We start from the raw sequence: 12,502 nt of genomic DNA, 5'->3' as shown, positions 1-12,502 counted from the left end.
TTGTTTTATCGTGGTACGAATGCCACAAAAGGAGACGACATGAATACCCAATTAGCTGCTAATAACGTGCAACAGTCAGCGAAAAATCAAAAATCAGAGATAGTTGTAGCAAAATTTGGTGGCACCAGCGTCGCTAATTTTGAAGCTATGAGCCGTTGCAGTGAAATTATTGTAGCCGATAACAATGTACGGGTAGTGGCGGTTAGTGCCAGTGCCGGTGTTACCAACCACCTAGTTACCTTGTGTAAAAAAGAGATTTCAAGTGATGAGCGCGCTGAAAATATTGCCGGCGTAATAGCTATTCAAGACACCATTTTAAATGAGCTTTCACTTGATGCTGATTTAGCCCATGGCTTTGAAGAAACAATTAAAGCATTTAAAGCCTTGGCGAGCGAGCCATTAAAAAACAAACAACAACAGGATGAACTACTCAGCTTTGGTGAGCGCTTATCGTCGTATTTATTTACCCAAGTACTGCGTTTAAATGGTTTAGATGCGGTACGTTTTGATGTACGCCAAGTGCTTAAAACTGATAGCCAGTTTTCTAAAGCAACACCGGATGTAGCTGCAACCGCTGTGGCTGCGAAAGAGCATTTAATACCACTTTTAAAAGAACATGTTGTAGTCACTCAAGGTTTTATTGGCAGTGACGCGCATGGGCAAACCACCACACTTGGTCGTGGTGGTTCAGATTACAGTGCGGCATTACTTGCAGAAGCTGTCAACGCGAAGAGTGTACACATTTGGACTGACGTTGTGGGTATTTTTAGTACTGATCCGCGTTTATGCGTAAAAGCCACACCGATTGCTCGTTTAAGTTTTGATGAAGCGGCAGAAATGGCGACCTTTGGGGCTAAAGTATTACACCCGGCGACTATTTTACCGGCCAGCCGCAGCCACATCAGTGTTTTTGTTGGTTCAAGCCGTGAACCAGAGCGTGGTGGCACTTGGATCGAACGTGAAAAATCACAAGTACCCGGTATTCGTGCGGTAACGCAACGTAAAAACCAAATTTTATTAACGCTTAAAAGCCCAGAAATGCTATTGGCGAGTGGCTTTTTAGCCCGCGTGTTTGCAATTTTAAGTGAGTTTAATATCTCCGTTGATTTAGTGACGACCTCTGAGATCAGTGTCGCAATTACGTTAGATAATGCACCTAATGCGTCGCGTCCTGAGCTTGATCAAGAATGTTTAGACAAACTTGCAGAGTTTTGCCATGTATCGGTTGAAAACAATTTAACCTTAGTGGCGCTGATTGGTTCTGAAATTCAGTTGCGTCAGCAGCAAGTTAATTTAATGCAGGTATTAAGTGATTTTAATATCCGCCTAATTTGCCATGGCGCAAGCAAGCACAACTTGTGCTTTTTGGTAGAACAAAGTGAATCTGACTTAGTTGTACAAGCTATTCACAGCCGTTTGTTAGAAGCCCAACACGCCGCGTAACTGCGAAATAGAATTCACCACAGAGCACTGCCAGTCAGTGCTCTTGTCACTTACTACACTAATATCAAACTCATTATATTGGCAGCTCAGCGCCGCTAAATTTGCTTGCTCAAGCTCAGTAAATACATTGGGGCTTAATAGTTTTGCAATTGGCCTGCTTGTGGCTTTCGCCAGCGCTTCTTTTAAAGTCCAAATTCTAAAAAAACGCTCAGCGCTTTGCTGTTGGCTTTGCGTAATTAAATTTACTTCATCTTGATGATAAAAATGCTTAGCGAGTTTTACAAACGGGCGTTGTACACTTATTTTTTCAATATCAAAACCAAACTCAGCCTGCTCTATGTTCAGCGCCGCACCGACAAAGCCATTCGAGTGTGACAAACAACTGCTAAACACCGTTTCGCTGCCGGTTATATGAATGCGTAATTTACTGCTTTGCTCATCAAATTCAGAACTGATCTGATTTGCGGTTAAATGGCTAAACTGCGCTGAACTTTGTTTTACCAAATACTTAAGTAATAGCCGAGTAGCTAAATATTCTTGCTTGGCTTTGTTACTCTTACGCCGTTTTATTATTGCCAGTTCAAAAGGGCTTAAAAGTGCGTGTAAATCAAATTCATCAACATTTAACTGCTGGGCATCAAATAACAATACAGTATTTGTATTGAGTAAGTGTTCGCGGTACTTGTTGATAACTAATCGCTGTTGAAAAAATAAGCCAGGCATAAAATCCACAATTAAGGTGATAAAAGAACAAATATGTTTATATTTTGTGCGGTTGTGCTCTGGTTAATTAAGCCAAGGCAAATTTATTACTCAGTGACTGTGAAATATGGTTTAATTCACAATAATGAAAAATAATAACAGATTGTAGATGTATGGCACAATTGCGTGATGGTTTTCAAAGCCGCCTTGGCTTTGTTTTAGCAGCTTCTGGCGCTGCGGTTGGATTAGGTAATATTTGGGGGTTTCCTACGCAAGCGGCCAATCATGGCGGTGGTGCGTTTTTACTGGTTTATTTTATTGTTATCTTTTTACTGGCCTTACCCGCGTTATATACTGAATTATATTTAGGTCACCAAGCACAAGCTAACCCAGTTAAAGCACTTAAAAATGCATGGCAACAGCAAGCACCTAATGTTGGAGCTGCCGCTGGCTACTTAGGTTTAGTGGGCGCTATCGTGATGTTGAGCTTTTATTCAATCGTCGCAGGCTGGATGTTGGCTTATGCGCTTGAACCAATAAGCACTTTTTTCGGCTTCACAGTGCTAAGCCAGTTTTTACAAACTGACTCTATGGCACGTAATTTTATATTCACGCCATTGATGCTAATACTGACCGCCAGCATTATTCTCAAAGGGGTGAAATCAGGTATTGAAACCTGGTCACGCCGGTTAATGCCGATGTTGCTGGTACTGCTGGTCGGTTTAATTGCCTACATAGCAACGCTTGATGGTGCTAACGAAGGCTTTGCAGCCTATTTAGTGCCAGATTTTAGCCAAATACTCGACCCAGGTTTAATTATTGCGGCAATGGGGCAGGCGTTCTTTTCACTGTCATTGGGTGTGGGTTGTATGATGATTTATGGCTCATATTTACAGCCGGATGCTAACCTCCCACGTTTAACAGCCTCTGTTGCCTTGCTTGATACTGGGGTGGCATTTTTAGCCGGATTATTAATTATTCCTGCCATTTATGTGGCGCAATATAACGGTGTGCAAGTATTTAGTGACGGTAAATTAGTGGGCGAAGGGCAGTTAATTTTTGCCATCTTGCCGCAGTTATTTAATACCATGGGTGAAGTTGGCTTGTTAGTTGGCTTACTGTTTTTTGTATTAATGTCGATAGCTTCACTCACATCAACTATTTCATCAACCGAAATTCCCGTGGCTTTTTTAGTTGAAAATCATCAAGTTGAGCGTAAAAAGGCCACCTTTTTGGTCAGTTTAACAGTCCTTGCTGCCTCATCGCTGATAATTGTTAACTTTGATTGGCTATTTGGTTTAGTGATCATGGTACTTACTCAATATCAATTACCTTTAATGGGCTTATTTTACTTTATTACGGTAGGGTGGTTATGGCGCCGAGGTAATCAACTTCATGAAGCAGCAAGTGGTGTACGTTTTTGGTTTGCACAGTACATACGTTTTGTATGCCCAGTACTGATGACCGCCGTGTTTGCTAATGTAGCATTTGGTTGATAATTTAGCCGTCAGCCGTCAGCCGTCAGCCGTCAGCCGTCAGCCGTCAGTTTTTTAGTTTTAAGCGTTAGACTATAAGGCATAAGAGAATACACGCAGCGTTAACGCTGCGTTTTATCCAAGGAGGAATTATGAACATAGATGTGAAAGTACCAGCCTTTCCAGACTCAATACGCACAGCAGATGTCGCTAAACTTTATGTTAGTGAAGGGCAACTAGTTTATGCAGGTGATATACTTTTTGATGTAGAAACTGAAAAAGTTGTCTTAGAAGTTATGGCCGACTGTAATGGTATTATTGAGAATATAACGATTGCCAATGGTGACCATGTTAATGCTGAGCAAGTTGTGATGACTTTGCAGCAGCTTGCAGACAACGAAATGCCAGCACGGCCTACAGCTCAACAACCTCCACCGCGAGTAAACGGCTCAGAAAATGACGCTGTTGTTTCTCCTTGGTTGTCTAAACTAAATAAAAGTTTAATTATTGCTCTAGCAGTAGGGGCTTTAGTCATCCTTTTTGTGCTGGGGAAATAGCTAAGATGAGCAATTATGTAAACCACCCAAAATATGGCAGCGAGCCAATTCCCTCTGGAAATAGTTACCCAAAGCAAGAAATCAATAATGCCTTTTGGCGATATAAAAGTTTGCGTTACTTTCCTGAGACGGCAATCCCCGCAGCAATTGAAAAACAAAGTTACTGTGTATATCCAAGACAACTCTACATTGATATAGAAGAGCAATGTGTCGATTGTCACAGAGCTTTTATATTTTTTGCTAAAGAGCAGCAATATTGGTTTGAACAATTAAGGTTTTGGATTGATGCACATGCAATTAAATGCTTTGAATGCAGAAAGAAAACCCGTGCAATAAACCGGCTGCAAATTAGCTATGCAAACTTAATTATTAAAGAACATAGAACGCCAGAGGAAACTCAATTGCTCAAGTCTACAGCGGAGCAACTGTTTGATTTAGGTGTGATCAACAAGATAAATAAACTAAACGCTATTCGTAAAATGTAAGCGGTGTTTTTTATCGGGGGAGCTAATTTGTATAAATTATTAAAATTAATCAGTCTTGTATTACAGAGCTTTTTACTATTATCACTGATTAGTTTTTGTTCGGGTTTATGCCGTGCTTTTTTAGAGTTACCCACAAATGATCCTAAATTAATTTCAGCGCAGCTCTCTGCTGGTGTGGTTATTTCAGTAATTCAAATAGTTCCTGCTTTATTTGGTCTTTTTCTTAGTATGTGGCTTATTAAAAAAAATAACAGTTCAAAGTCTTTTAATCTTTTCTGTAGATATTTTGCCTATCTTTGGCTGTTATTTATTCCGATTGGCTCGATTTTAGGATTTATGCAACTTAAAAGATTGAAGCGAAGCCAACTTAGTTGACTTTGCTCCTTCGTTTTTAAACTTTTTCTAGCATCTAGCATCTAGCATCTAGCATCTAGCATCTAGCATCTAGCACCTAATACCTCTTTATTTAACTTCATTACTCAAAGTGAGTTGATTGGCGATTTCATGAGCGTTTTGTAATGTAGTGTGGGCTATTTCGCTCAGTGCTTCTTTGGTAAAAAAGCCTTGGTGTCCGGTCACTAATACATTAGGAAAGCTCACTAAACGTGAAAATACATCATCTTGCATGATTTCGTCGCGGCGGTCTTTAAAAAATAACTCGGATTCTTGCTCGTAAACATCCAAGCCTAAATAACCGAGTTGCTTATTTTTTAATGCAACAATACATGCCTTACTATCAACTAGTGCGCCGCGGGAGGTATTAATAAGCATTGCGCCTTTTTTCATTTTACTAAAGGCTTGCTGATCAATTAAATGATGGGTTTGCTCGTTAAGCGGGCAATGTAATGAGATCACATCACTTTGCGTTAATAAAGTATCAAGATCGCAAATTGTGTAATTACCTTGCTCTGCATAAGGGTCACACACTAATACCTTAGCACCAAAGCCATTGAGAATATTTACTAATGCTAAGCCAATTTTGCCGCAGCCAATGATACCTATGGTTTTTTTGAATAAGTTAAAACCTAGCAAGCCATTTAAATCAAAGTTATCTTCACGAATACGGTTATACGCTTTATGGGTTTTTCGGTTTAAAGTAAGCATTAATGCCACACAATGCTCGGCTACCGCTTCAGGGCTGTAGGCAGGGACGCGGCATACTTTAATACCATGCGCTGCTGCAGCTGTTAAATCAACGTTATTAAATCCGGCGCAGCGTAGCAAAATAGATTTTACGCCAAGTTCGGCAATTTGTTTTATGACTGCTTCATTGACTACATCATTTACAAATACACATACAGCATCAAAGCCTTGGCACAATAGTGCGCTTTGTTCGTTGAGTGCTTGTTCAAAATGGGTGAGGGTAATGCCTGTGTGATTAGTTAAACAGGCATCAAAAGACGCCTGATCATATTTCTGCGAACTGAAAAGCGCTATCGTTATTTGCGTCATTAAGGGTACTCTCTATCACCATTTTTAAGGTTTCGGGTTTAGTACGCGGTGCGTAGCGCACTGATAACTGTCCCTCAGAGTTTATTAGAAACTTAGTAAAATTCCATTTTATAGCACGGTTTTGTGCAATTCCTCGGGTGTGGGTTTTTAAGTAATTAAACAGTGGGTGGGCATCCGGCCCATTCACCATTACTTTACTAAACACCGGAAAACTAACATTAAACTGTTGTTGGTAAAAGTCTTTAATATCAGCATTGGCTATTGGTTCATTATAGTCAAACTGATTACACGGAAAGGCCAATACAATAAACCCTTGGTCTTTATATTGCTGATAGAGCTTTTCAAGTGCACTTAACTGCACTGAAAAATTACATTTACTGGCGGTATTGACGATTAAAATCGTTTTACCTTTTAACTGACTTAGAGAAAAATCTTCGCCGTTATAAAGTGGGGCGCTGAATTGATAGATGCTATCCATAATGTACCTGCTGTGAACCGTCCATGAAGAAATTTAATGAAGACTTTTTCATTCGCTTTTTTACTGTTCGGTTGAGATAATCAAAGTATCTTTTTAAGTTACCACTGAAATAGGTCAATTTTATGTCAATGAATGTTTCGTTTATCGGTTTAGGTGTTATGGGTTACCCAATGGCGGGTCACTTAGCTAATGCAGGCCATACAGTTACCGTTTACAACCGCACAACAGCTAAAGCAGAGCAATGGGCACAGCAATACTCGGGCAAAGTGGCACTTAACCCAGCACTTGCTGCAAAAGGGGCTGATATCGTATTTATGTGTGTAGGTAACGATGACGACTTACGTTCAGTGGTTTATGGTGAAGATGGTGTACTTGCAGGTATGGCTGATGGCAAAGTGTTAGTTGATCACACCACCACATCGGCCGAAGTTGCCCGTGAAATATCAGCAAAAGCAGCGCTACAAAATATTGCCTTTATTGATGCGCCTGTATCTGGTGGTCAAGCTGGTGCTGAAAATGGTGTACTCACTGTGATGGCAGGTGGCGATGAAGCAGTATTTGCTAAAGTACAACCTGTGATGGCTGCATTTAGTCGTTTTAGCCAGTTATTAGGTGAAGTGGGCTCAGGCCAATTATGTAAAATGGTTAATCAAATTTGTATTGCGGGTGTAGTACAAGGTTTAGCCGAAGGTTTACATTTTGCTAAGCAAGCAGGCCTTGATGGCGAAAAAGTAATTGAGACAATTTCAAAAGGAGCAGCAGGCTCATGGCAAATGGAAAACCGCTACAAAACTATGTGGGCAGGTGAGTACGAATTTGGTTTTGCTGTTGATTGGATGCGTAAAGATTTAGGTATTGCGCTTGATGAAGCAAAAAATAATGGGGCTACTTTACCAATGACAGCCACTGTTGACCAATACTACGCTGATGTACAAGCCCTCGGTGGTGGTCGCTATGATACATCAAGCTTATTAGCGCGCATTGAATCACTGCATAAAAAGTAATAGCTTTAATTGTAGCTTAGCGCCTTAAATCATATTGACGAAGGCGCTATATTTATTAACATCAAGCCGCTTACCGCTTACCGCTTACCGCTTACATACTCTGCGCGTAGTTATACAGCGCTTTTAGAATAGTCAGGTTCTTTTCATTATCGTCATGTTCATGGGCCAGATTTTCAAGGGTGATCATAAAATCTTGGGCGCTGATCGACGGCTGATCTTCGCCATGCATTAACTTGTTTTGACAATATTGGCGCCATTGATCAAGCTCATCTTGATTAAGCGATTGTGGCCAGTTACGGGCGCGATACTTAAACAATAAGTTATCAAACTTCTTATCTTCAAAATCAAGCTTCATACCCGCCAATTGCTCTGGGCTGGCATCACGTATAATGGCAAATTTTGCTTTATCTGCATGGCTAGTAAAACCGTCATACAGCATGTAATCGGTATTAGTGGTTTTGCCGTAATCGGGTTTGTCGTTAAACACTTCAGTGACTTTATCGCGAAGGTTTGGGTTTGCCTTTAATATCGCTAAGTTCTTTAAGCATTGCTCGCGATCAATCCCTAAACGGGCCGCATTCTCTGGCAATAACGTTTTTGCAGGCGCTAAAATAGGGCACTTGTTTAAATGCACTAGTTTTAAACCAACAGGCAGTTCATCTTCGCCAAGTTCGCTGCGTTTCGTATAAAGACGAGTACGTAATTCTTCTACCGATAAATCCAGTAAAACCTGCGGGTCTTCAGTTAAATTAAAACACACCACGGCATTTTTATTAACTGGATGAAAGCTCATCGGTGCAATCCAACTAGTGCAACCTTGTGTGGCTGGAATACGTGATGAAGTATGCACCAGTGGCGTCATATTAAATACATCGACCAATTCCGCGAGTGCTTTTTTACCGCGTAAACCAAAAAAGAAGTTATATAACTTAGGTTGTTTTTCTTTTATAAGCTTTGCTAATGCAATAGTCGCAGTCACATCGCTTAGTGCATCATGGGCTGCTGCGTGTTCAATGCCATTGGCAACCGTTAAATGTTCTAGTTTAAAGCTTGGGCTGCCATCTTCTTTTAACGGCCATTCAATACCTTCAGGACGTAGCGCATAACAAGCACGTACCAAATCAATAATATCCCAGCGGCTATTGTTGTTTTTGTATTCACGCTCGTAAGGGTCGTAAAAGTTACGATAAAAGCTATAGCGGCTTACTTCATCATCAAAGCGAATACTGTTATAACCAGCTACACAGGTATTGGGTACACTAAATTCTGCATGAATTTTGGCAATGAACTCAGCTTCAACTAAGCCTTTTTGCATCGCAACTTGCGGAGTAATACCGGTGATCAAACACGCCTCCGGATGCGGTAAATAATCAGCCACAGGTTTGCAATATTCAATGAGTGGCTCACCAATAATGTTTAAATCAAGGTCGGTACGAATACCCGCAAACTGGCTCGGCTTATCCTTTTGTGGGCTAGCCCCCCACGTTTCATAATCGTGCCAATAAATAGTTGCTTGATTTTGCTCTTGATAAGCCATTTAAAAACCCTTTAAGTTAGCTTGAAACGGTTGCAATACCGCCAAGTTACTAAATTCATGAATTATTTAGATTATGGCATATGGGCGCAGGAGTTTATAGGTTTGGATGATTAAATGATGGTAATCATACTATTCGCGGCTAGCTTGGCTTGAGTGTTACGAAACCTAACCATTCATTAAAAGAAAAGCCATATTTAAATTGTTGGTGAGGCCTATAAGTAGGAGTGTGCTTTAGCCACGAATGTTTTTTACCATGTTCTATACTTTAAAGCTTTTCCCATTGCTTAGATGGAATTCATCATCAATTGCTTATTTTCAGATTGTTACGACGAGAAGAGCTTAAAAGCATATTTATAGCTAATTTACATAACAGGGGCTAGGCAGTCAGAGGTTGGTTTAGCCAAGAGTAGCATTGACTAAGAACTCAAAAAAAAAAGCAATCCGCCAGCCTATATCAACATTACTAAGCGAAAACAGTGTTGCAACACACGTAACCGAAAAAATGCTAGATCATACCATGCGCGGAGTATTGGCCGTATACAACAAACACGATTGGATGAACTGGTTTAATTGAGCCGGGCACTTTTAATACCAGCCTATTCATTAGACTAAAGTCTATGAGTTAGTTTTATTCACCTATTGAGTTTATTTATATCGTTTGTAGACGTTGAGCCAATACTCTAAAGTTCAGTTGTCGGCAACAAACGCGACTAATTTAATAGGAATATGATCATGAATAAGTTTAAACGATTTGCACTAAAACAATTGCACTTTTACAAAAAAGCAGTGAGTCACAATTTAGAGTATATGAGTTTACAGCATAAAAAGTGATTAACCGTTCGTATCACGCATGATTGCGGTCGCTCAGTTTATTAGACGCGACGCTAGTTGCCAGCAGCGTGGTGGTTTTTCATAATCTGATCTGCGCTGAACACTACTTTTCACTATAAGCTTACAGTTTATAGAAAAGCCCATATTGATTAATTCAATATGGGCTTTTTGCGTTTATAGCGCAGGGAAGGGCGAGTATGTTACAAAAACTGCTGTAACTTCTTTACCGCTATTACTGTATAAAAATTTGCGTGACGGCTATATCTGCTGCGACCACCACAAGCAATGCGGCCATCAATAAATTTATTATTTTAAAGTAATGTGCGTTTGTCATGTGTTTACCTATGGCTCTGCCTACAAGTGAGTAGCTCGCTGGTGCGCCAAATGCGAATAACGCCAGGATACATGACCACAATACAATACTGCTGCCAGCAATGCCTGCGGCGGGAAATTGAATGGTGGTAATTGGCAAGGTGGCAGCTAGCGCTTTGGGATTGAGTAGTTGCATAAATAGGCCGTTGCTAAAGGTTAGCGACTTTATATTGGTTGCTTGGTTATCAAAATTGACTGGTGTTTTAGCTACCCTCACCGCGATATAGAGAATATATAAACATCCAGCAAAACTTATAACTGGCAATATTTTTGCTGGGATCAGTGCAATTCCTACATAACCTAAAAGTAAAAATAGTAAAAGCATCGCACTTGCTACTCCGGCAAAAAAACCTAAGTGTGCAGTGGTTTTATTATTGATACCACTTTGCAGGCCGAGCAAATTTATTGGCCCAGGGGTATACATTATACCAATGGCATAAGCGAATATTTCTAACATAGTGAGCCTTTGTAATTTAGCGCGAGAGTTGTCGTTGGTATTGCTTGGGCGTTAAACCAAAAATACGTTTGAAGTGGCGGTTTAAATGACTGTTATCGGCGAAGCCTGCATCTAATGCTACTCGCGAGGAACTCAAACCAGATTCTATGTATTTTCGAGCTTGGTTGATTCGACAATTCAACACATATTGGTGTGGTGTGATGCCAAATTGTTGGTTAAATAGACGAATGAAATGATACTTCGACATAGTCGCGGCAGCTGCAATGTCATCAATCGAGATGTCATTAGCTAAGTTTGCCATGATGTAATCTTTGGCCTTAAGCAATAGAGTGTCTTTTTTTGAGCTGATGCTGAGCGGATCAATCGCGCAACCGGTGTGCTTTATGAACGAATGAGCAATATTAAATAGCGCAGCTTCACCATCAATACGCGTGTAATTGCCACTATGTGTCAGTTGTTTAAGGGCTAGAATTTGCTGCGCTAATACAGGGTCGTTTAATAAAGGGCATGCCACTCTTGGCGCTGTATTTTTAGTGTAGCCCAATGCGTTAAACATCGGTGCAAATTCATCAGGGTGGACGTAGAGCATCACGTATTCTAAGTGCTCAGTTACACCAGATTGTCCATCGTGTATATCATCAGGATTAAATACAATGACGCCGCCACTTGCGCTTTTATGAAACGCCCGCTGGCAGAAAAAGTCTTGTCGACCTTGTAAGGTCACACCCAGAGAGTATTCTTCATGGGCGTGTTTTGAATAGCTAAAGTCAGTCATCTTCGCATCAAGCAGGGTAAACTGGTTTAATGTTTTATCGTTGATGTACTGAAATTGATTCATGACTGCCTTGCTTTTGTAAGTAACTTATAGCACTTAGTATATGCAGGTTAGAATTTAAAAACTTGAACAAAATTGCGCAATTGATCTGGTTTTAGCATTTATTCTATTTTTATATCACAGTTAACTCTTTTTATGGTTTACCGATAAAGCGCCACTTTAATTACTGCTACTTTATTCGACTAAAGTCTATAGGTTAATTTTCTTCACCTATCGGGTTTATTTTTATCGTTTGTCGAAATTGAGCTAACACTCTAAAGTTCAGTTGTCGCCAACAAATACGACACGACTTAGGCAAATAATCAAATAGGTAAATAGGAATATAATCATGAAACTTACACTAATTAAAACCATCGCACTTGGCTCATTACTAACTTGCTCAGCAGCTGCTATGGCTGGTGGCAGTGATTATAAATTAATGGTTATTGAAACGGCTACTGCACCACAGCCAGTTGAGCAGTCGTTTAACAGTTGTGCGTTGAATGTTAAATCAAAAAACTACGAGCAAGCTGAAGCAATTTGTACTAAAGCAATTGCACTGTTAAAAGAAAGCCGTGAGTCTAAACTTAAAGTACGTGAGCTTACATCATATGCCTTAAGCAACCGTGGCGTGTCACGCATGATGTCAAAAAATGATGCTGCTGGCTTGTCAGATTTATACGAAGCGTCAAAAATGGCTGACAGCGTAATGGTTTCTCATAACCTTACTCGCGCTAAAGAATACCTTTCTCTATAAGTTATTTCTGTAAAGCTATAAACAGCATTACAAAGAACCCATATTGATTAGTCAGTATGGGTTTTTGCGTTTTAATTGGTTATGATTTATATAAATTAAAAGCGAGTCGCTCTATCTGCTCGTTAATTACCAAGGAAA

14 protein-coding genes are annotated in these 12,502 nt (G+C 40.2%); 8 read left to right on the top strand and 6 right to left on the bottom strand.

Annotated features, from left to right (window positions below; genetic code table 11):
* Positions 1-39 precede the first annotated feature (39 nt).
* Positions 40-1,443 carry a lysine-sensitive aspartokinase 3 gene (gene lysC / locus V7783_RS03230; protein WP_335677514.1) on the top strand — a complete coding sequence of 468 codons (1,404 nt, stop codon included), beginning with the start codon at positions 40-42 and terminating at the stop codon, positions 1,441-1,443.
* Here the strand turns inward: lysC and V7783_RS03225 are convergent.
* Positions 1,420-2,166: a 4'-phosphopantetheinyl transferase family protein gene (locus tag V7783_RS03225; protein ID WP_335677513.1), complete on the bottom strand. Its 747-nt coding sequence runs from the start codon at positions 2,164-2,166 to the stop codon at positions 1,420-1,422. The genes lysC and V7783_RS03225 overlap by 24 nt on opposite strands.
* A 152-nt stretch (positions 2,167-2,318) precedes the next feature.
* Between V7783_RS03225 and V7783_RS03220 the strand changes: the two genes are divergently transcribed.
* The 4 genes from V7783_RS03220 to V7783_RS03205 all read left to right on the top strand — a co-directional run bounded on the left by V7783_RS03220 (position 2,319) and on the right by V7783_RS03205 (position 5,037).
* Positions 2,319-3,641 carry a sodium-dependent transporter gene (locus V7783_RS03220; protein WP_335677512.1) on the top strand — a complete coding sequence of 441 codons (1,323 nt, stop codon included), beginning with the start codon at positions 2,319-2,321 and terminating at the stop codon, positions 3,639-3,641.
* A gap of 131 nt (positions 3,642-3,772) precedes the next feature.
* A complete protein-coding gene (locus tag V7783_RS03215) occupies positions 3,773-4,177 on the top strand; it encodes a biotin/lipoyl-containing protein (RefSeq protein ID WP_335677511.1) in 405 nt (134 codons plus the stop codon).
* Between the two features lie 5 nt (positions 4,178-4,182).
* Complete coding sequence (locus V7783_RS03210) at positions 4,183-4,662, top strand: zinc-ribbon domain containing protein (RefSeq protein ID WP_335677510.1); 480 nt, start codon at positions 4,183-4,185, stop codon at positions 4,660-4,662.
* A gap of 27 nt (positions 4,663-4,689) precedes the next feature.
* Positions 4,690-5,037 carry a hypothetical protein gene (locus tag V7783_RS03205; RefSeq protein WP_335677509.1) on the top strand — a complete coding sequence of 116 codons (348 nt, stop codon included), beginning with the start codon at positions 4,690-4,692 and terminating at the stop codon, positions 5,035-5,037.
* 87 nt (positions 5,038-5,124) lie between these two features.
* On the opposite strand, the gene V7783_RS03200 is transcribed toward V7783_RS03205, so the two are convergent.
* Both V7783_RS03200 and V7783_RS03195 read right to left on the bottom strand, forming a co-directional pair.
* Positions 5,125-6,105, bottom strand: a complete 981-nt coding sequence (locus V7783_RS03200) for a 2-hydroxyacid dehydrogenase (protein WP_335677591.1) — start codon at positions 6,103-6,105, stop codon at positions 5,125-5,127.
* Positions 6,071-6,592 carry a glutathione peroxidase gene (locus tag V7783_RS03195; protein WP_335677508.1) on the bottom strand — a complete coding sequence of 174 codons (522 nt, stop codon included), beginning with the start codon at positions 6,590-6,592 and terminating at the stop codon, positions 6,071-6,073. Before V7783_RS03195 ends, V7783_RS03200 begins: the two co-directional genes overlap by 35 nt.
* A gap of 122 nt (positions 6,593-6,714) precedes the next feature.
* Here V7783_RS03195 and V7783_RS03190 point away from each other — a divergent pair, with 122 nt between their 5' ends.
* Entirely contained in the window at positions 6,715-7,596 is an 882-nt protein-coding gene (locus tag V7783_RS03190) for an NAD(P)-dependent oxidoreductase (protein WP_335677507.1), read from the top strand.
* Positions 7,597-7,687: 91 nt separating this feature from the next.
* Here the strand turns inward: V7783_RS03190 and sbcB are convergent, their stop codons facing one another.
* Positions 7,688-9,133: an exodeoxyribonuclease I gene (gene sbcB, locus V7783_RS03185; RefSeq protein ID WP_335677506.1), complete on the bottom strand. Its 1,446-nt coding sequence runs from the start codon at positions 9,131-9,133 to the stop codon at positions 7,688-7,690.
* Positions 9,134-9,545: 412 nt separating this feature from the next.
* Here sbcB and V7783_RS03180 point away from each other — a divergent pair, with 412 nt between their 5' ends.
* Positions 9,546-9,707 (top strand): hypothetical protein, encoded by a 162-nt coding sequence (locus V7783_RS03180; protein WP_335677594.1) that lies wholly within the window; start codon positions 9,546-9,548, stop codon positions 9,705-9,707.
* 489 nt (positions 9,708-10,196) lie between these two features.
* Here the strand turns inward: V7783_RS03180 and V7783_RS03175 are convergent, their stop codons facing one another.
* A complete protein-coding gene (locus V7783_RS03175; protein ID WP_335677505.1) occupies positions 10,197-10,793 on the bottom strand; it encodes a LysE family translocator in 597 nt (198 codons plus the stop codon).
* A 16-nt stretch (positions 10,794-10,809) separates the two neighbouring features.
* Positions 10,810-11,631 carry an AraC family transcriptional regulator gene (locus tag V7783_RS03170; RefSeq protein WP_335677504.1) on the bottom strand — a complete coding sequence of 274 codons (822 nt, stop codon included), beginning with the start codon at positions 11,629-11,631 and terminating at the stop codon, positions 10,810-10,812.
* A 325-nt stretch (positions 11,632-11,956) separates the two neighbouring features.
* On the opposite strand from V7783_RS03170, the gene V7783_RS03165 reads away from it, so the two are divergent.
* Positions 11,957-12,364, top strand: coding sequence for a hypothetical protein (locus V7783_RS03165; protein WP_335677503.1), 408 nt, complete (start codon positions 11,957-11,959; stop codon positions 12,362-12,364).
* The last annotated feature ends 138 nt before the right edge of the window (positions 12,365-12,502 follow it).

The sequence above is a fragment of the Pseudoalteromonas sp. genome (assembly GCF_036960685.1).
Classification (GTDB): Bacteria; Pseudomonadota; Gammaproteobacteria; order Enterobacterales; family Alteromonadaceae; genus Pseudoalteromonas.
The sequence above is the reverse complement of the archived record's forward strand: the minus strand, read 5'-3'. Positions and strand labels throughout refer to the sequence as shown.

What these genes read in the sequence shown, in the direction of transcription:
- lysC (WP_335677514.1), top strand. Translation starts at nt 40, where the DNA reads ATGAATACCCAATTAGCTGCTAATAACGTGCAACAGTCAGCGAAAAAT.
- V7783_RS03225 (WP_335677513.1), bottom strand. Translation starts at nt 2,166, where the DNA reads ATGCCTGGCTTATTTTTTCAACAGCGATTAGTTATCAACAAGTACCGC.
- V7783_RS03220 (WP_335677512.1), top strand. Translation starts at nt 2,319, where the DNA reads ATGGCACAATTGCGTGATGGTTTTCAAAGCCGCCTTGGCTTTGTTTTA.
- V7783_RS03215 (WP_335677511.1), top strand. Translation starts at nt 3,773, where the DNA reads ATGAACATAGATGTGAAAGTACCAGCCTTTCCAGACTCAATACGCACA.
- V7783_RS03210 (WP_335677510.1), top strand. Translation starts at nt 4,183, where the DNA reads ATGAGCAATTATGTAAACCACCCAAAATATGGCAGCGAGCCAATTCCC.
- V7783_RS03195 (WP_335677508.1), bottom strand. Translation starts at nt 6,592, where the DNA reads ATGGATAGCATCTATCAATTCAGCGCCCCACTTTATAACGGCGAAGAT.
- V7783_RS03190 (WP_335677507.1), top strand. Translation starts at nt 6,715, where the DNA reads ATGTCAATGAATGTTTCGTTTATCGGTTTAGGTGTTATGGGTTACCCA.
- sbcB (WP_335677506.1), bottom strand. Translation starts at nt 9,133, where the DNA reads ATGGCTTATCAAGAGCAAAATCAAGCAACTATTTATTGGCACGATTAT.
- V7783_RS03175 (WP_335677505.1), bottom strand. Translation starts at nt 10,793, where the DNA reads ATGTTAGAAATATTCGCTTATGCCATTGGTATAATGTATACCCCTGGG.
- V7783_RS03170 (WP_335677504.1), bottom strand. Translation starts at nt 11,631, where the DNA reads ATGAATCAATTTCAGTACATCAACGATAAAACATTAAACCAGTTTACC.
- V7783_RS03165 (WP_335677503.1), top strand. Translation starts at nt 11,957, where the DNA reads ATGAAACTTACACTAATTAAAACCATCGCACTTGGCTCATTACTAACT.